Here is an 18,024-nt window from a genome sequence, read left to right on the forward strand (position 1 = left end):
ATACCAGCTTTGGCCACCGTTTCAGTGGTCGCGTTGATCGCCAGTGGCATGTTGTTTTGGAATGACAAGCGTAAAGAAAGCGATAAATACGAACAAGCCTGACAGCAAAAAGAGCGCCCTAGGGCGCTCTTCGTGTTTAGAAGAAACCGAGCGGGTTAACATCGTAGCTGATAAGTAAGTTTTTGGTGTTCTGGTAGTGGTCTAGCATCATCTTGTGGGTTTCACGGCCAATACCTGACTTCTTATAGCCACCGAAAGCAGCGTGTGCAGGGTAGGCGTGGTAACAGTTCACCCAAATACGACCCGCTTCGATGTTGCGACCCATGCGGTAGGCTAGATTAGCATCTCGCGTCCAAACACCTGCGCCTAAGCCGTATTCAGTATCGTTCGCAATGGCCAGTGCTTCAGCTTCGTCCTTAAACTTAGTAATAGCGATCACTGGGCCAAAGATCTCCTCCTGGAAGACGCGCATCTTATTGTTACCCTCAAGAAGTGTTGGTTGAATGTAGTAACCCGACTCGATACCGTCTTTTTGCTGAGCGACTTCACCACCAAAAACTACTTTCGCGCCTTCTTGGCGGCCTATTTCTAGGTAGCTCAGGATCTTGTCAAATTGTTCCTGAGAAGCTTGTGCACCCACCTGAGTGTCAGTATCGAGCGGGTTACCTTGCTGGATGCTCTTTGCGCGTTCGGCCACTTTGGCGATGAACTTGTCATAAACAGACTCATGCACTAATACGCGTGAAGGACAGGTACAGACTTCGCCTTGGTTGAAGAAGGCCAATAGCGTACCTTCAATACACTTCTCCAAGTACTCGTCTTCATGGTCGAATATGTCTGGGAAATAGATGTTAGGCGACTTACCGCCCAGTTCCACTGTTGAAGGAATCAGGTTATCGGCTGCACATTTAAGAATGTGGTTTCCGACTTGTGTTGAGCCCGTGAAAGCGATTTTGGCAATACGGTTACTGGTAGCGAGCGCTTGACCCGCTTCACTACCAAATCCATTGACGACATTTACCACGCCTGCTGGAATCAGATCACCGATCTTTTCCATCAAAAGCAAGATAGACGTTGGGGTTTGCTCAGCAGGTTTCAAAATCACACAACAACCTGCCGCGAGCGCTGGAGCCAGTTTCCATGCGGCCATCAGCATAGGGAAGTTCCATGGAATGATCTGGCCGACAACACCAATAGGTTCAGGGAAATGGTAGCTCGCGGTATTCACATCAAGCTCGGCTGCGCTGCCTTCTTGAGCGCGGATACAGCCCGCAAAGTAGCGGAAATGATCGACGACAAGAGGGAGATCTGCCGCAAGGGTTTCACGTACTGGTTTGCCGTTTTCCCACGTTTCTGCCACGGCAAGCTCTTCAAGATGCTGCTCAATGCGATCGGCAATCTTGAGGAGAATATTGGAACGCTCTGTTACGCTCGTGGCTGCCCAGCTTGCTCTGACATTATGAGCCGCATCAAGTGCTAGGTTGATGTCCGCCTCACCTGAACGAGCAACCTTGCAGTAAGCTTGCCCATTGACTGGTGACGTGTTGTCAAAGTATTCGCCAGACACAGGTTTCACCCATTCTCCACCAATGTAGTTGTCGTAATGGGTTTTGAAGTTAACCACAGAATCGTGACTGCCTGGTTGTGCGTAAATCATAGAAATATCCTTATTATTTTCTCGTTCAAGTTATGTTTGAAGCTGTCACTAACCGGTGAACACTTCAGTTACTATTCATCTAACTAACGCAAATCACAGACCAATTGTTAAAAACTTGTTGTGACCTTGTTGTGGCGATAGAGTGTTTAAGGCTTAGACTGTGTTGTTTTAAACGCATGGCGATGGAATGGGGAGTTAACAAAATGTTCACCTGTTCCAAAATGGCACACCCCAAATGCTCAAGAGTGGAACAGGTATGGAATTACAAACCCATCAACCAGACAGCTGGCTCATGTCCTCATGGCAGAGAAGTACTAATGCGGGCCTCAGACAGGTAAAAAAACCTGAAGACATAAATGTGTCTAATGCGCTGCTTAAAGAGCGACGTTATAAAGCTCAAGGCGTGATTGAAGCTGTGGAGCAGTGCGCTTTACCTTTGTTTAATCAAGTTCTTTCTCGAACAGATAGCCGGTTGATTTTGACGGATGATGAAGGGGTCATTCTTGCAAGTTGGGGACAGGAAAGGTTTAGAGAAAAGTTGATGTCGATAGCGCTCGATTCAGGCAGTTGCTGGCAGGAAAGGCTGAAAGGAACGAATGCGATTGGAACGGCACTGTTCGAAAAGAAAGCAGTGTCTATTATTGGCGAGCAGCACTTTATCAAACAGCATCGCTTCATTAGTTGCTCGGCGAGCCCGTTATTTAACCATCGTGGTGAGCTGGTTGGCATTCTCGATATAACCAGTGAGCAAAGCAAACATGATGTGACTACGCAGCTGTTGGTCCAGAACATGGTGCAACTGATTGAAAACTACCTGCTGACGCAAATCCCTGAAGGGGCTTGGCAAATCAACCTTGCGCACAATGAGTCAGTTTTGAAGAGTGGTTGGCAAGGCATAGTGATTGCTGATGAAAATGGTCAGGTGGTGGCACACAATCAGGTCGCCACTCAACTTATCCCTAAGGCAGCACTTGTTGGAGAGCATGTCGAGAGCCTTCTCAAGCAACCAGAGCAGAGCGCGAAGTTCGTCTTCGAAAAACGGACCTTAGGCCAGAAGCCAGTCCAGAAAAAATGGCTCAGCGTATCGAGTGAACTTCACTATGGTGATCACCAAGTGGAACAAGCGTGGCAACAGGCCAATAAAGTGTTGGGCTTTGATATTAGTCTATTAATCCTCGGAGAAACTGGGGTTGGTAAAGGCGAATTCGTCAAAGCGCTACACAAACACAGTGCTCGATGTAAGCAGCCGCTTATCACCGTTAATTGCGGGGCACTACCTAAAGATTTGATTGAATCCGAGCTATTTGGTCATGCGTCTGGAGCGTTCACCGGAGCGAGTAAGCACGGTTACTCAGGGCGGATTAGACAAGCGGATAAAGGTATCTTATTTCTGGATGAAATCGGAGAAATGCCGCTTGATGCGCAGTGCCGTTTGCTGTCTGTCCTGCAAGACAAAGTGGTTATGCCTGTGGGTTCGGCTCAATCCTATCAAGTGGACATTCAGGTGATTGCCGCAACCCATCAGGATTTAAACCAACTGGTCGCTCAGGGGCGCTTTAGGCAGGATCTTTACTATCGATTGAATGGCTTAGTGATCACTTTACCTTCACTGTATCAGCGCGAGGACAAAGCGGCGCTGATCCGTGCTATTCACGAAAAACACCAACAAAACGTTCAGCAAATCTCGGCGTCGCTAATGCAGTTATTGCTCAATTATCGTTGGCCAGGCAATTTGAGAGAGTTGGACAACCTTCTCAAAGTCACAAGCTTGATTGCTAGCGATGTGGAAGAAGTCAGCATTGAGCACGTGCCTACTCACTTTGCTCAGCCACTGTTAGAAAACACTTTGGTAGAAAGTGAAGTGTTAGAACAGGATTTGAAATCAACGCTTAATAGCACATTGGTCGACACCTACCGTGCAAACAATGGCAATGTCAGCAAGGTCTCCCGAGTATTGGGAATCAGCCGGAACACCGTTTATCGAAAGCTAAAAGCATTGGGGGTTATCAAAGCAAAATGAGAGACGAGCGTGGGCATTATGATTGGACATTTTATGCCAGTGAAACAAGCTCATATTGACGGTATTTGATGAGTCGTCATCTGCGCTTTACCTCCTGATTATGTAGCTTCAATGGAGTCGCGAGAGTACATCGCTGATTTTCTTAAATACGGTACAAGACAAAAGTAAAAAAAAGAGCGCCCCAGAAGGCGCTCTTTATATATTGAAACCTAGCCTTTACAGTCCGCCTTGTTGCTGCGCCTGTTTTACTAATGCCTGACGTTGAGCTTCCTTAGTTTTTACCACTTCACTTTCCTTTTCCGCTTTGCTTTCTTCAATAGAAGGAACAAAGACAAAGTACTTATTAATAGTCATTTCAAGAACCTCAATTTAGATTGTTATAAACCGTCCAGGTTAAGCTAATCACCAATGCCGCGGTAAAGGTTCACGCGACTCCTTGTGGTAGGTTTCAAAAATAGAGGATGTCAGCTAGGCTAACATCCTCCATAACGTATTAATTGTAGTAGGAGTGTGGGGTATTATAAAATACCGTACTAATCCCCTTTAAACTGATTTATACGTCGTAAGTCGTCGACGCTGTGTCACCGCCTGTACCAGTCCAGTTCGTGTGGAAGAACTCACCACGCGGACGGTCAGTACGCTCGTAAGTGTGAGCACCGAAGTAGTCACGTTGAGCTTGCAGTAGGTTAGCTGGCAGACGCGCTGTAGTGTAACCGTCAAGGAACGACAGTGCCGAGATGGTACAAGGCATTGGGATGCCAGCTTCTAGCGACTTAGCCGCGACTTTGCGCCATGCGCTGAGGCTGTTTTGTAGGATGCCTTTAAAGTAGTCATCTGAACCTAGGAATGCGATATCTGGGTTCGCTTCGTACGCATCACGGATGTTACCTAGGAATGCAGATCGGATGATACAACCACCACGCCACATTAGAGCGACATTACCGTAGTTTAGGTCCCAACCGTTCTCGTTAGATGCTTCGCGCATTAGCATAAAGCCTTGAGCGTAAGAGATGATCTTAGAAGCCAGTAGAGCTTGACGAAGTGCGTCAACCCACTCTTGCTTATCGCCTTCAACTGGTGTGATTGTCTTACCGAATAGAGACTCTGCTTCAACACGCTGATCTTTCAGTGCAGACAGACAACGTGAGAATACAGACTCAGAGATCAGCGTTAGAGGAATACCTAGGTCTAGCGCGTTGATACCTGTCCATTTACCCGTGCCTTTTTGGCCAGCGGTGTCTAGGATCTTCTCTACTAGTGGCTCGCCATCTTCATCTTTGTAGCCAAGGATGTCAGCAGTGATTTCTACTAGGTAGCTGTCTAGTTCAGTTTTGTTCCAGTCAGCGAAGACTGCTTGCATCTCGTCAGCAGACATACCAAGGCCATCTTTCATGAACTGGTACGCTTCAGTGATAAGTTGCATGTCACCGTATTCGATGCCGTTGTGAACCATCTTAACGAAGTGGCCAGCACCGTCGTTACCAACCCAGTCACAACAAGGTTCGCCAGCGTCAGTTTTTGCAGAGATACCTTGGAAGATAGGCTTAACCGCTTCCCAAGCTTCGGCAGAACCGCCAGGCATGATTGAAGGACCAAAACGCGCGCCTTCTTCGCCACCAGAAACACCCGTACCGATGAAGTGGATGCCTTTCTCACGAAGAGCAGCCACACGACGGTTTGTGTCTGGGTAGTTAGTGTTACCACCATCGATGATGATGTCGCCTTTGTCTAACAGAGGCACAAGTGCTTCGATGAACTTGTCAACGACGTCGCCCGCGCGAACCATTAGCATCACTTTACGTGGCGCTTCTAGCTTCTCAACCAGTTCTTCTAGAGAGTATGCACCAACGATATTAGTGTCTTTTGCTGGACCTTCTAGGAATTCGTCTACTTTCGCAGCAGTACGGTTGTGAGCAACCACTTTAAAGCCGTGATCGTTCATGTTCAGGATAAGGTTTTGACCCATTACTGCTAGGCCAATGACACCGATATCACCTTTCATTATTTCTCTCCAATTTCTCTAAAAATGGACGCTCGCATTACGCGATTTTTGCTGCTGCGTCTGAATCTAAGTACCACTCGGTCTCGCCAGCTTTAGACTGGATTTTCGCCGCTGGATACGGCAGCTCGCTTGCCGGAGTAGTATGAATTTCGTTTACGATTTCAACTTTGCCTGCACCAAGTACAAGATAGCTGATACGCTTAGCGGCTTCTAAAACTTTCGCTGTTTTAGAAACACGAATCTGCCCTGATTCAGGGTGAGAAGCCAATACTGATAGGTTCTCATCTTGGTAGTCAGTCTGGCCTGGGAACAGTGATGCTGTGTGTCCATCTGCACCGACGCCTAGCAGAATCCAATCGAAAACAGGTGTGCCGTTCTCAGTCGGAATCACATCTGCCATCTCTTGTGCGAATCGCTCAGCTTCCGCTTTTGGTTCTTCTTCGCCACGGATGCGATGGATGTTTTCAGCTGGTAGGTTCACTTGGCTAAATAGCAATGCGTTCGCTTCACCGTAGTTGCTTTCTGTATCGTCAGGTGCCACACAGCGCTCGTCACCCCACCAGAAGTGCAGGTTATTCCACTGGATGGATGTAGCGTATTTGTTGGTTGATAGTAGCTTAAACAGCATTTTAGGTGTGCTACCACCAGACAGTGAAATGTGAACAGGTCGACCTAGTTCGCTGAACGCTTTCATGTCATTCGCTAAGCTTTCTACCACCTGTTGTGCTGTTGGGAAGATCTTATGGTTGATCATAGTTCGCAGTAGTCCGTATCGGTTAGGTTCTTGCATGGGAAGCGCCAAGCGCGGTTAGCGCGCTGAAGGAGATCATCTGCTTCTTTTGGTCCCCATGTGCCACAAGCGTAACCAAATAGCGCTTGTGGGTCTTGTTTGAAATCGAGAATTGGCTGAACGTACTTCCAGCAAGCTTCTACTGCATCAGTACGCGCGAATAGAGTCGCATCGCCATTCAAAGCATCAAGTAGTAAACGCTCATACGCAGTCAGCATCTGAGTCTCTTCCAAATCATTGTAAGAGAAGTTCATCTTCACTTCTTTAGCTTTAAAGCCAGCACCTGGTTCTTTAAGGCCAAAACTCATCTGAATGCCTTCGTCCGGTTGGATACGAATGATGAGTTTGTTTTCAGGGGCGTTTTGACCAAACACTGGGTGCGGTGTGTTCTTAAAGTGGATAACCACTTCTGTTACGCGTGTCGGCAGTCGCTTACCAGTACGCACGTAGAATGGCACACCGTTCCAACGCCAGTTGTTGATGTAGGCTTTTAGACCAATGTAGGTTTCAGTACGTGAATCTTCGGCGACACCGTTTTCTTCACGGTAGCCCAGTAAGTGCTCTCCGCGAACTTCAGATGCGGTGTATTGGCCGAGAACAAGGTCTTTACGTAGAGATTCTTCGTCTAGAGGTTTCAAACACTGTAGAACTTTAACCACTTCGTCACGCATTGAATCGGCGTTGATTTGTGCTGGTGGCTCCATCCCCACCATAGCAAGAACTTGCAGCAAGTGGTTTTGGAACATGTCACGTACCGCACCAGAGCCATCGTAATAACCGCCACGCTCTTCAACACCCAAGAATTCAGCACCGGTGATCTCAACGTATTCAATAAAGTTGCGATTCCAAAGCGGTTCAAACATCGCATTTGAGAAACGCAGAACCAGTAGGTTCTGTACTGTTTCTTTACCAAGGTAATGGTCGATACGGTAGATTTGGTGCTCTTGGAAGTGTTCGTGAATCTCTTTATCGAGCTTTTGAGCAGACTCAAGATCGTAGCCGAACGGCTTTTCGATGATGAGTCGTTTCCAACCATCCTCTTCGTTACTTAGACCATGTGTAGCAAGGCTAGCAGGAATGATACTGTATAGGCTTGGTGGAGTAGCTAGGTAGAATAGCGTGTTACGTTGCTCGAAGTGGTACTGTTCGGACAGTTGGTCAAGACGGGTAACCAGTTTGCTGTAGTCTGCGGTATCAGAGGTATTGATCGCTTGGTAGTGCAGGTGATTAATGAATGCATCTAGCGTTGCAGGCTCAGTTTTTTCCATTTCCTGAAGTGAGTGCTTCAGTTTCTCGCGGTAAGACTCGTCGCTGTATTCCGTGCGGCTGACACCTAGAATGGCGAAGTTTTGTGGAAGCTGCTTACTCGCATAAAGGTGGTATAAAGCAGGGATTAACTTACGATACGTTAAGTCTCCCGAAGCACCAAAAATAACGATGCTGCTGTTTTCTGGTATTACCATCATCTTTCCCTTAGAAACGAGGTAGTTATCATGTGCCGTCAATGCTGGCTTTTGGAAGTGCCAACCCTATCAACGGGACTTCAAAATTGATAATCGGTGATGCCTATTACTTTGATAGCCAAAACCTTAATCTTCTTGAGCTATAGAGATAAATCTCAGTTCGGCAGCGTATTGTCTATGAGTATTTGATATACATCAACCTTTGTGAAGGCAATCGATTAAATATTGACTAGCCAAATAGTCAGATTATTGATTTTTATAGGTTTATAGAGAGGTTGTATAGATGAGTATAAATAGAGTAACAAATCTAATTGTTTACATGATTGAAACGTTTTATACGGATTTAGAATGAAGTCCTCAGGTGTGCTTTGATGGTTTGAATATGCGCTTCTCTTTCGACAGGAACGATTTGCTGAGGCGCTAAGAACATCTCAGCGTATTTCTGATCAATTTCGTGTTCTAAGAAGAGTAAGTAAAGCTTAGGATCGATATGACCTGAAGTGGCCATGTGAGTCATGATGTTGAGTGATTCCTCCAGATTCTTCGCTTTTTTATAAGGTCTGTCACTGGAAGTGAGTGCTTCAAATACATCCGCAATGGCCATAACTCTGGCCGGGATAGAAAGTTGGTCTTCGTTTAACCCTCTTGGGTACCCTTTCCCATCCATGCGTTCATGGTGTCCGCCTGCTATTTCCGGAATATTTTTCAAATGCTCAGGGTAAGGAAGACGACCAAGCATCGTAATCGTTTGAATGATATGGTCATTGATAATGAAGCGCTCTTCATCATTTAAGGTTCCGTAGCGAATGGAGAGGTTGTACAGTTCGCCACGATTGTATTTGAGGTCGCTTGGTTGCAGAACGAAACTCTCTTTCCAGACATCTTGTGGGCTTTCGCCCCGTTCCCATGGTATTTGGTGGACTTGTTTGTCGCTTAGTAAAGGCTCCATCACGGGTAATGTTTCAGTCCTACCAGCGCGTTGCTTCTCAACCCAAGACACACCAGTTTGGTTGTCGAGAGTGCGTTTCCATTGTCTTTTAGCAATGGTATGGAGTCGCTCAATGGCAGATTCTTCCATTTGCTCACTACCGACATTGCATTGAGCGACAAACTCAAACTCGTCGTCTAGAGCGTTCAGCGTCTCTTCTAGTGCATGTTTTAGCTCTGAGGCGCTACCTCCTTGGTAAAGCCCTTGCCAGTAGTCCACTTCAGCTTGTGCTTTGAGCAGTTCAAAACGCATTCGGACTTCGTGGATGCGATCGTAAATGGTTTCTAGTTTCGTTGCTTTATCTATCACGTATTCCGGTGTGGTTATCTTGCCACAGTCGTGCAGCCATGCCGCTAAGTGAAGCTCTTCCCACTTTTCCTTGTTCATCTTAAACTGAGGGAAGTGGATGTTGTCATCTTGTGCGACCTGAGTGAGCATTTTTGTTAATTCAGGTACACGTTGGCAATGGCTACCTGTGTAAGGGGATTTAGTATCTATTGCGGAAGCCATCAATTCGATGAATGCGTTGAGCATATCTTTTTGTTGCTGCATCTGATCGATGTTTTCTTTGGCGATTTCAGCAAAGCTCAGCAGTTCTTTAAGGAAGGCATGTTTATCGCATTGTGCTTTAGAGATGTTTCGTTCATACCCAAGCAGTAAAATGCCAACTAAACGTTTTTCTCGGTTGAGTAATGGGAAAAAGTAAACGTCAGAATTATAGAAACACGCTTTATATCGGTTGAGGACATTGTCACTTCGATTGAGGTGTACGATCTCACCTCGGTGTAAGTCGGTTTTTAACCAAGCCGTTTCAGACAGGAATTCATTTAACTCGATTTTGAATGGAATAATGGCATGGTTTGCCGAAACTTCAAACGCATTCTGCTTTTCTGAATATGTATAGAGAACGATGGTTTCTGCTTTCGTGACGAGGTAACTTTGGTGGGTGATGGTTTTGGCTAAAACAGAAAAGTCCTGATTGCTGGCTGTCTCTCGCAATAACCTCAGTAAGTCGTGCAATGTGTGTTCCATGAGTTCGATCGATTGGGTCAAATTAGCGACTTCTCTGATGGCACTCCTGGGGTAACGAGTTTTCTTAAAATCAAAGCGGGTGATGTTATCAGTCAATAATACCAAGTTGTGCAAAGGGGTGGCGAGTTTGTTAGCGACAAGCCAAACAACCAAAAAGCTCAGTGCCAGCATAACAATGGCTACTATGATTTGCCTGTCCCGCATGGACAGTAGATTTACTAATAAATCGTCTTGTGGTGTCGCCTCCGCGAGTAAAAGGCGCACATGCTCGTTAAGGACAACGGGGGTTAGCGTTACCGACCAGTCTTGACCCTCTTGGACAAAAGCTTCGTAAAGTGTTTGGCTACTATGCCGGTTGAGGATTGGTGCGAATAAGCTCTGTTCAAGCTGTTGCCGTATTTGGCCGTTTTCTTGAGTTAAGTCAATACTAGCTTGATGCTGAGCTAGAACCCTAAACTGGTTATCAAACAGAACCAATTTGGTATTGTTGGAGAAGCCAATTTCACCAATCTGCTCAGATAGTGAAGACAAAGTGAAATCTGCCGCAACGACTTTTCCTCCATCCGAGGAGCGGCGAGATAAAGTCACCCCGTTGGTTTTCAGAAAGTAAAAAAAGTAGGGTTCGGTCAGTCGTATATCACCATCAGGGTCGGCATTCACAAACCACGGCCTGACCCTTGGATCAAATTCATTGTCATTGGTTTTTTTGTAGCCGACGCGCTGATGGTTGCCATCCAGGTAGTGGAACTCATTGAAACCGTCAGTTTTGGTGAAGTTGATCATCATGCTTGCTTTGGGCGGTGCGCCAAATCTCTGGCGTGACTTATTGTCACGCAGTGGACGAATCATAGTGAACTCACCCTCTTCGTTAGCATAGAAAAGTGCAACAAGCCCCTGATTTCTTTGGAAAATAAGTTCTAATGATGAAAGGAACTGCTCCGCCTTATCAGGGGCTTGGCGTTCACTGATGATGGAGCTAAGTGCCATGAAATCGAGCGTAGTGAGAATGGGTCCCGTACTTACTTTGAACGTCGACTCTAATTTACGACTATTTTCGCTGCTCAGCTCTTTGGCACTGACGGTAAGCAACTGTTGGGAGTGGTGATAGCTTATCGCAATGAGTACCGCACCAACCAAAGAGGTCAGTACTAGAAACAAGCTCGTAATATGGATGCTCAACGAATAGTGACGTTTCTTCATTTCATGCCCACTAGTGAGATACTTAATAAGTATTGGTCAATATATGAATCATGCAAAAGTTGTGGTGGAATGTATGGCGGCTCAGTCGATAGTGAGCGGATTTATAAAGGAATAGGTTATTGAATCGACTATAATTATTAAAGGTATCGTAAAGGGAATAAACAGGATGTTGACTTTAAACTATCAGATCGAAGTGGCGTCAACGCCAGAAATCATCTGGAAAGTGCTCACCGAACTAGAACTGTACTCACAATGGGCAACAGCCTTTTCACCTCAGTCTCAGTTTGAAGGTGAGTGGTTAGAAGGGAATCATATCGCTTTTTTTGATCCCGAACTCGGTGGAACAAGGGCGCTTGTTGACCGGATAGAAAAGCACAAAGTGATTGAATATCATCATATTGCTATTTTTAACCCGGAACATATTCAAGACATAGATAGTGATGCAGCACAAAAGTGGATAGGCAGTAAAGAAAGCTATCAGATTACCCCTCTGGAAAACTCAGTTTTGCTTAAAGTGACAATTGAAACTCATCCAGATTTTGTCAGCATGTTTAATGTTGGATGGGGGAAAGCGTTGCCTATGATCAAAGTAATCTGCGAGCAACAGAATCCGTAAATGGTTAACATTATGGCTGGACGACGTTGAAATTGAGGTAAATTGTCTTTATGAAGCTTGTTGTTGATACTCATACCCATACTTATGCCAGTGGCCATGCTTATAGTACGCTTATTGAGAATGCTAAGCTGGCAAAAATGAACGGTTTGGAGATGTTTTGTACCACTGATCACGCAGAATCTATGCCCGGTGCGCCGCATTACTGGTTTTTTTCAAACCAACGGGTTTTGCCTCGATTTATTGAAGGTGTTGCGGTGATTCGGGGGATTGAATCCAATATACTCAACATTCAAGGTGAAGTGGATATTCATCCCTCGTCACAAAAAAACCTTGATTGGGCAATCGCAAGTTTCCATGAAGCAGTGTTTCGTCCTGCGAGTGAGAAAGAACACACTGAAGCGCTTATCAATACCATACGCCGTGGTCGAATCGATGCGCTGGGCCACTTGGGCAACCCAAACTTCGATTTTGACTATCAATCGGTTCTTGCGTGTGCCAAAGATAATAACGTTGCCATCGAAATTAATAACACCACACTAAAAGGCAATAGCAGGGTGGGGAGTGTTGAACGCTGCTATGAGATTGCACAAATCGGCAAGGAATTGGGCGTGTACTTTACCACAGGGAGTGATGCACATTTCTGTCATGAAGTCGGTAACCTTAGTTTGGTGTCCAAGCTGATGGATGATGTGGGCATCGACAGTGCTCAGGTTATCACGTATTCTGTTCGTCAATTCCTCGATTTTCTTGAACTGCGTGGTCGAGTCCCTATCGAGGAGTACATCAATTTATAAGTTGATATAATTTCCATCTCAAGTGTGTTGAATGAATTCAGTATACTTATCTCTACTATTTCAAGATAAGAACAAGACAATGAAACAGTTAATTCCGGCTCTGGTACTGATGGTATCAGCACAGGCTTTTGCGTCAGATTTCGATCTGAAGGCAACAATGAAGCAAATGAAAGTTGAATTTAAACACGCTGCTGAAGCGACTGAAATTACGGATATGAAAGCAGCAGTGTCTAACCTGTCAAACCTCGTTGAGCAATCGAAGCGTGGAGATTACCCACCCGAAAAGTTTGATACCTATCTTGAAGGTTTTAATAAGCTTTCAGGTGCTTTGGAGCAGATAGAAGCTGAATTGGATGCGGGTGATATGGCGTCAGCGAAGGAATCCCTTCGTGAGGTCGATGATCTTCGCATTGAATATCACGATAAACGTAACCCAAGTATCTGGAGTAAGTTATTCGGCTAACTTAATGTTTTATTTGGACTGTTACCAAATTGTGCCTGTAAGAAAGGCAGGAGTAACAGTCCAATAACCGCTGAGCAGATCGAGATGGTGACGAAAAAACCAGTCCAGTGAAATTGTTCCATTATCATGGCCATAGGGTATCCAGCCAGTGCGGCTCCCATATAAGCAAATAGCCCAACGAAGCCTGTTGCAGCACCTGCTGAGTCTTTGTGCGAACATTCTGCCGCAGCCATACCAATCAGCATTTGGGGACCAAATACAAAGAATCCAATCACAAAGAAGCCTGCCGCTTGAAACGCAAAATTAGTCACTGGCATTAGCCACAAAGCGGCGACTGACAAGAAGATTCCCATCGCAAAAATCAGGTTCATCGGGCCACGATTTCCACCAAATAACTTATCTGAGCCCCAACCGGCCACCAGAGAGCCGATAAAACCGCCGATTTCAAACAAGGACAAAGCAGCATTTGCGTTGATCAAATCGAAGTTATGCTGTTCAGTCAGGTAAAGGTTACCCCAATCATTCACCGCTGTTCGTACGATGTAAACCAGCACATAGCTAAACGCCAGCAACCAAATGTATTTGTTGTTCAGGACGTAGGTACGCAATATTTGGTGAGATTTGAGGCCAATACCATCGTTCTCTTGTGCCAGCTCCAGCTTGTCGTTTTTCCATCGACCTATGGTGGGTAACCCCATGGTGATAGGTTTGTCTCTGAGTCTCCAACAAAGGAAAAGTCCGATGATGACACCAATCACCCCAGGGACAATAAAACCTTCTCGCCAGCTGTAATGCAGGACCATGTAACCGACCACAAGAGGGATTAACGCGCCACCAACGTTATGAGCTGTATTCCAGATTGCCCAAAAGAAACCACGTTCTGAGCGTGAATACCATGTAGTCAGCAGCTTTGAACAGGAAGGCCACCCCCAACCCTGAAACCAAGCATTCAGAACCCAAAGTGTGAAAAGTGCGTAGAGTGAACTGGATAAACCGAACAGAATGTTAATAATTCCAGTTGCAATTAAACCAATCCCCATAAAATAGCGAGGATTGGAGCGATCCGAGACGATTCCGGAAATAAATTTAGATAAACCGTAGGTCAAATAGAAGAAGGTGCCCATTAAACCTATGTCACCTTTGTCTAAACCTAGGTCTGTGATCAAAGCGGGCGTGGCGTAATTGAATGTCTTACGGGTAAAGTAAAAACCAGCATAGCCGAGATACATGCCGACCATGATGTGCAGTCGCCAGTAATGGTAAGTTGAGTTTACCTCTTGGGAACTGCGATTAGGCGCATCGATAAAATCGGACATAGGCTAAACCTCAAATCCCTGGTAGCTCGACATGAATAGCAGTCCCATGTTGTTCTGACTCATGCTGGCTATAGCTGCGAATGTTAAACCTGCCACCGAGTGCTTGCACTCGCTCTTGCATACCTTTTAAGCCAAAGCCTTTTTGGCTGTCCTGCAGTTTGAATCCAATGCCGTTATCTTGAATGTTCAGTTCGACGTTCTCACCCAGCTTGATATCTATTTCTAAACAGCTTGCCTGAGCGTACTTTTTCGCATTGTTTAGGGCTTCTTGACATATTCGATACAAAGTGGCGCTGGTTGCATCGCTAAGCGCTGATACATCCTTGCCTTGTAGCTGGAATGTGACATCAACGCCTTGCTGCTCAAATTCCATTTCACGAACCAACTGCTTGAGTGCGTCGATCAGATCAAGGTCGTCTAGTGCTTTGGGTCTGAGCCGAGTCAAGAGCCCTTTGGTCGTGTCATAAACGTTCAGCGATAGAGATTCGATAGTGGTGGCGCAATTAGCGCTCATCTCTGAGTTTTCAACGCGCTTAATGATGCTAGCTTGAGTGCGGATGGCAGTAATATTCTGTCCAATTTCGTCGTGTAGCTCGCGTGCGACTTCTTGACGGACGGATTCCTCGGCTTTCACCAATTGACGTGACAAGTTTTGGTTGCGGCTTAGCTCGAAGCGTAACTTTTGGTTTAGATCTCGCTGACGTTGAACGGCCATACCGAGCAATATCCCTGTTAGGGTCTGCGCGGTAATGGACAGCAGAAGGTCGGTGATTTCAATTTGAGAAACCCCACTGCGTGCTGCGATCAAAGCAATACTATTAAGCAACGTACCAAGCATAGCGCCTTGCCAGCCGTAGCGATAAGCGAGCAGAACAATTGGAATAGCCAGGCAGAATGGCGCAAAGCGGCGCAATTCGTCTGGAAGCCCAATTTGCATGGCTATGCTGACAGAGAATAAAGCGACAAACAGAATAATCGGCTTGATCTTGAACTGAATTGGTTGAGTGATTACGTTGGAAGTGAGTGGTAGCCAGGTACTCTGAAACAAGTAGTTCCAGACAAGGTAACACGTTGGTACCAGCATAAGCCCCCCGTGATACTGACCAACCACACTAAGCTCAGTGGGTCTGCGTGGCTACTTACGGCTGCAACGTTGATCAATGACGTCACTATGATGGCAGAGGCTTGCACTATTAAGCGCTGAGATTGGCTACCATAGTTGAAACGCATAGCCAATGCTGTGACGGGAATGCTGGCCATACTGGCAGCTATCACGGTGAGCCATTGGGGTTGCTCCAATAGTAACGCGAGGCAGACCGTGAGTAGCCATTCTGCCGTGTAAATCGCGGGCCAGTGTTTTTTGGCGGTGTGTAATGTTACGCCTAGTCTAAGAGCGAAGGGAAAAAAAGAGTATCGCCAACTCGGCGTCATTGACAAAGTAATAGGAAATGACCCAAAGACAAAACCAGCTACATAGGGTGATAAACCAAGCACAAGCAGAAGTGAGTAGATAGTTACGCATCAGAGCGGAATTTCCTGACTGAACAGCTTAGCCAGTTCAACGTTGTTTTTGACCGCGAGTTTATCCATAGCGTTGGCGCGATGGACATGAACCGTCTTATGGCTCAAGCCGAGTTGATTGGCTACTAGCTTGACATCCATACCCGCTGCGAGCAATTCACAGACTTGCTTTTCTCGTTTGGTTAGCTGGCTCAATGCAGCGGTTGTTGCTTTAGGCGAGGCTAATTTCAATGCGATTTCTGGTGTTAAATAACAGCCACCAGTGGACGCGGTTCGCACCGCTTGAACCAGCTCGTCGGGGCTGCATCTTTTCGTCAAATAACCAAGAGCCCCGGCTTCCAGCGCTTTTTCTACCATTGCAGGAGAGTCATGGACACTTAGCATCACGCAGGCGATCCCTGAAGGGATAGACTCTAGTAGAGTGAGGCCACTTTCGTCTGGCATAGAGATATCGACAATGCACACATGAGCGTCACTGCCGGGCAAGCCTTGTTTGGCATCGGACACAGAACTGAATTCCCCCACGATGTTAATGTCACTTTCCAAGCTTAGCAGCTGGGCAAAACCGGATCGAACGATGATGTGATCATCAACGAGAGCAACATTTATCATGGCAATTATCCAAGCAAGGTAGAATCAGAGGTAAGTTACCGTTAAGTTTGCCAATAGGCAAATAGCGTTTGGAACTAAAAAAAGCGCTATCTATATCACTCTGAATCAGGCAAAGCAGAGAGTATTAGATAGCGCTAAGGGGGTATTAAGCGTTGACTTGAGCGAGCTGCTTTTTAGCTTTACGAATTTTCTTCTCTTCAGCTATCGCTACGAAAGCAAGTAAGCCGATACAGATAGCTGCAGAAGTATCCAGAGCAGCAAAAGTACCTTGCCAACCTGTCAGACCAAAAATAGGTGTACCATCTGCAATCATACCTAGTCCAAGTTTTGCGAAACTATCGCCGATAAGATACGCAAACGTACCTTTAACGCCGTCAGCGACACTGATTGCTTTCTTTGGTACAAAGCCAACAGCTGCCACACCTATCAGCAATTGAGGACCAAAAACGAGAAAGCCTAATACAAAGAGTGAAGCTAGGTACATGAATTCGCTGGTGGCGTGTTGGTAGAACTCAAGTGATACGATAATCAAACCCAGTGATACACAAGCAACCAGCGCACGGCGACCGTTAGCTAAGTCTGATAAGTAACCCCACATTAATGTACCAACTAGGGCGCCTACTTCGAATAGGGTGAAACCAGAAATTGCGGTTTCTTTCGATAGCCCCAGCTCTTGGTATGCATAAACCGTTGACCATTGGTCGATACCAATGCGCACGATATAAAGGAAAATGTTGGCGAAACACAGCAGCCAGATCACTTTGTTTTTCAGGACATATTCAACAAAGATTTCTCGCTTCGACATTTGCTGCTCTTCCGCGGCATTGTCCTCTTCGCTGACAACCTCATCGAACAGCTCTTCCACTTTACCCAAACCATAGGCTTCTGGAGAGTCGCTACCAAAGCGCATACCGATAAAACCAACAATCAGCGCGATGATAGATGGGAATACGAACATGCCGAGCACGTGACCATCGAATAGGTAATTCGCCCCGAATAGAGCAACACCTGCAGCGCCAGCACCGCCAACGTTGTGAGACATGTTCCACAGGCCAAGGTATGAACCGCGTTTGTTACGTGGTGTCCACTTGGTGATGGTGGAATAGCTAGAAGGGCCACCAGTACTCTGGAAGAAACCACTCAACGCATAGAATGCGACCATTAGGAAAAGGCTAATACTACCACCACCCATGCTCATACTGAAACCCAGCATAGCCAAGCCAGAGAGGATGAGCATAAAAGGCAGAAATTGTTTGGTGTTTTTGCCATCAGCGTAATAAGACACCACAGTCTTGCCTATGCCATAAGTAATCGAGAAGCCAAGACCGATCAAGCCAAGCTCTGTCATTGACAGGCCATAAGTGGAGATCATATCGTTCTGTGCAATATTAAAGTTCTTGCGGATCAGGTACATGGTCATGTAGCCAATGAATACGACAAGGTAAGATTGCAAGAAGGGTTTAAACCACATTTTACGGCGTACTTCGACTGGCAAGTCCAATGTCGGTTTACGCACTTGTTCTAGAAATTTCAACATAGTGAATCCTTAG

At 46.0% G+C, this 18,024-nt stretch carries 13 protein-coding genes and 1 pseudogene; 4 read left to right on the forward strand and 10 right to left on the reverse strand.

What is annotated here, in order from left to right; translation table 11 throughout:
* Positions 1 to 136: 136 nt before the first annotated feature.
* Complete coding sequence (locus KW548_23095; protein QXX08504.1) at positions 137 to 1,657, reverse strand: aldehyde dehydrogenase; 1,521 nt, start codon at positions 1,655 to 1,657, stop codon at positions 137 to 139.
* Between the two features lie 256 nt (positions 1,658 to 1,913).
* Here KW548_23095 and KW548_23100 point away from each other — a divergent pair, with 256 nt between their 5' ends.
* The gene (locus KW548_23100) at positions 1,914 to 3,677 is read left to right on the forward strand and encodes a sigma-54-dependent Fis family transcriptional regulator (protein QXX08505.1); all 1,764 of its coding nucleotides are present in this window, start codon (positions 1,914 to 1,916) and stop codon (positions 3,675 to 3,677) included.
* Between the two features lie 216 nt (positions 3,678 to 3,893).
* On the opposite strand, the gene KW548_23105 is transcribed toward KW548_23100, so the two are convergent.
* The 5 genes from KW548_23105 to KW548_23125 all read right to left on the reverse strand — a co-directional run bounded on the left by KW548_23105 (position 3,894) and on the right by KW548_23125 (position 11,152).
* Positions 3,894 to 4,031 carry a hypothetical protein gene (locus tag KW548_23105; protein ID QXX08506.1) on the reverse strand — a complete coding sequence of 46 codons (138 nt, stop codon included), beginning with the start codon at positions 4,029 to 4,031 and terminating at the stop codon, positions 3,894 to 3,896.
* A 199-nt stretch (positions 4,032 to 4,230) separates the two neighbouring features.
* On the reverse strand, positions 4,231 to 5,679 hold the full coding sequence (gene gnd, locus KW548_23110; GenBank protein QXX08507.1) for a decarboxylating NADP(+)-dependent phosphogluconate dehydrogenase: 1,449 nt from the start codon (positions 5,677 to 5,679) through the stop codon (positions 4,231 to 4,233).
* Between the two features lie 37 nt (positions 5,680 to 5,716).
* On the reverse strand, positions 5,717 to 6,433 hold the full coding sequence (gene pgl / locus KW548_23115) for a 6-phosphogluconolactonase (GenBank protein QXX09516.1): 717 nt from the start codon (positions 6,431 to 6,433) through the stop codon (positions 5,717 to 5,719).
* Positions 6,430 to 7,932, reverse strand: a complete 1,503-nt coding sequence (gene zwf / locus KW548_23120) for a glucose-6-phosphate dehydrogenase (protein QXX09515.1) — start codon at positions 7,930 to 7,932, stop codon at positions 6,430 to 6,432. Before zwf ends, pgl begins: the two co-directional genes overlap by 4 nt.
* Positions 7,933 to 8,275: 343 nt before the next feature.
* Positions 8,276 to 11,152, reverse strand: coding sequence for an HD domain-containing protein (locus KW548_23125; protein ID QXX08508.1), 2,877 nt, complete (start codon positions 11,150 to 11,152; stop codon positions 8,276 to 8,278).
* 166 nt (positions 11,153 to 11,318) lie between these two features.
* Here KW548_23125 and KW548_23130 point away from each other — a divergent pair, with 166 nt between their 5' ends.
* The 3 genes from KW548_23130 to KW548_23140 all read left to right on the forward strand — a co-directional run bounded on the left by KW548_23130 (position 11,319) and on the right by KW548_23140 (position 13,025).
* Positions 11,319 to 11,768 carry an SRPBCC domain-containing protein gene (locus KW548_23130; protein ID QXX08509.1) on the forward strand — a complete coding sequence of 150 codons (450 nt, stop codon included), beginning with the start codon at positions 11,319 to 11,321 and terminating at the stop codon, positions 11,766 to 11,768.
* 50 nt (positions 11,769 to 11,818) lie between these two features.
* Positions 11,819 to 12,562: a phosphatase gene (locus tag KW548_23135; protein ID QXX08510.1), complete on the forward strand. Its 744-nt coding sequence runs from the start codon at positions 11,819 to 11,821 to the stop codon at positions 12,560 to 12,562.
* A gap of 79 nt (positions 12,563 to 12,641) precedes the next feature.
* Positions 12,642 to 13,025 carry a cytochrome b562 family protein gene (locus tag KW548_23140; GenBank protein QXX08511.1) on the forward strand — a complete coding sequence of 128 codons (384 nt, stop codon included), beginning with the start codon at positions 12,642 to 12,644 and terminating at the stop codon, positions 13,023 to 13,025.
* On the opposite strand, the gene KW548_23145 is transcribed toward KW548_23140, so the two are convergent.
* The 4 genes and pseudogenes from KW548_23145 to uhpT form a co-directional block, all read right to left on the reverse strand.
* A complete protein-coding gene (locus KW548_23145; GenBank protein QXX08512.1) occupies positions 13,022 to 14,341 on the reverse strand; it encodes an MFS transporter in 1,320 nt (439 codons plus the stop codon). The two genes, KW548_23140 and KW548_23145, sit on opposite strands and share 4 nt — an antisense overlap.
* A 10-nt stretch (positions 14,342 to 14,351) precedes the next feature.
* Positions 14,352 to 15,863, reverse strand: a pseudogene (gene uhpB, locus KW548_23150) (signal transduction histidine-protein kinase/phosphatase UhpB).
* Positions 15,863 to 16,474 carry a transcriptional regulator UhpA gene (gene uhpA, locus KW548_23155; GenBank protein QXX08513.1) on the reverse strand — a complete coding sequence of 204 codons (612 nt, stop codon included), beginning with the start codon at positions 16,472 to 16,474 and terminating at the stop codon, positions 15,863 to 15,865. Before uhpA ends, uhpB begins: the two are co-directional and overlap by 1 nt.
* 145 nt (positions 16,475 to 16,619) lie before the next feature.
* On the reverse strand, positions 16,620 to 18,011 hold the full coding sequence (uhpT, locus tag KW548_23160; GenBank protein QXX08514.1) for a hexose-6-phosphate:phosphate antiporter: 1,392 nt from the start codon (positions 18,009 to 18,011) through the stop codon (positions 16,620 to 16,622).
* Positions 18,012 to 18,024: the final 13 nt, after the last annotated feature.

Origin of the sequence: Vibrio neptunius, assembly GCA_019339365.1 — a bacterium.
Lineage (GTDB): Bacteria > Pseudomonadota > Gammaproteobacteria > Enterobacterales > Vibrionaceae > Vibrio > Vibrio neptunius.

Excerpts from the sequence above, each read along its gene's own strand:
- gnd (QXX08507.1), bottom strand. The coding sequence starts at position 5,679 with ATGAAAGGTGATATCGGTGTCATTGGCCTAGCAGTAATGGGTCAAAAC.
- uhpA (QXX08513.1), bottom strand. The coding sequence starts at position 16,474 with ATGATAAATGTTGCTCTCGTTGATGATCACATCATCGTTCGATCCGGT.
- KW548_23125 (QXX08508.1), bottom strand. The coding sequence starts at position 11,152 with ATGAAGAAACGTCACTATTCGTTGAGCATCCATATTACGAGCTTGTTT.
- KW548_23095 (QXX08504.1), bottom strand. The coding sequence starts at position 1,657 with ATGATTTACGCACAACCAGGCAGTCACGATTCTGTGGTTAACTTCAAA.
- KW548_23135 (QXX08510.1), top strand. The coding sequence starts at position 11,819 with ATGAAGCTTGTTGTTGATACTCATACCCATACTTATGCCAGTGGCCAT.
- KW548_23100 (QXX08505.1), top strand. The coding sequence starts at position 1,914 with ATGGAATTACAAACCCATCAACCAGACAGCTGGCTCATGTCCTCATGG.
- KW548_23105 (QXX08506.1), bottom strand. The coding sequence starts at position 4,031 with ATGACTATTAATAAGTACTTTGTCTTTGTTCCTTCTATTGAAGAAAGC.
- pgl (QXX09516.1), bottom strand. The coding sequence starts at position 6,433 with ATGATCAACCATAAGATCTTCCCAACAGCACAACAGGTGGTAGAAAGC.
- zwf (QXX09515.1), bottom strand. The coding sequence starts at position 7,932 with ATGGTAATACCAGAAAACAGCAGCATCGTTATTTTTGGTGCTTCGGGA.
- KW548_23140 (QXX08511.1), top strand. The coding sequence starts at position 12,642 with ATGAAACAGTTAATTCCGGCTCTGGTACTGATGGTATCAGCACAGGCT.
- KW548_23145 (QXX08512.1), bottom strand. The coding sequence starts at position 14,341 with ATGTCCGATTTTATCGATGCGCCTAATCGCAGTTCCCAAGAGGTAAAC.
- uhpT (QXX08514.1), bottom strand. The coding sequence starts at position 18,011 with ATGTTGAAATTTCTAGAACAAGTGCGTAAACCGACATTGGACTTGCCA.
- KW548_23130 (QXX08509.1), top strand. The coding sequence starts at position 11,319 with ATGTTGACTTTAAACTATCAGATCGAAGTGGCGTCAACGCCAGAAATC.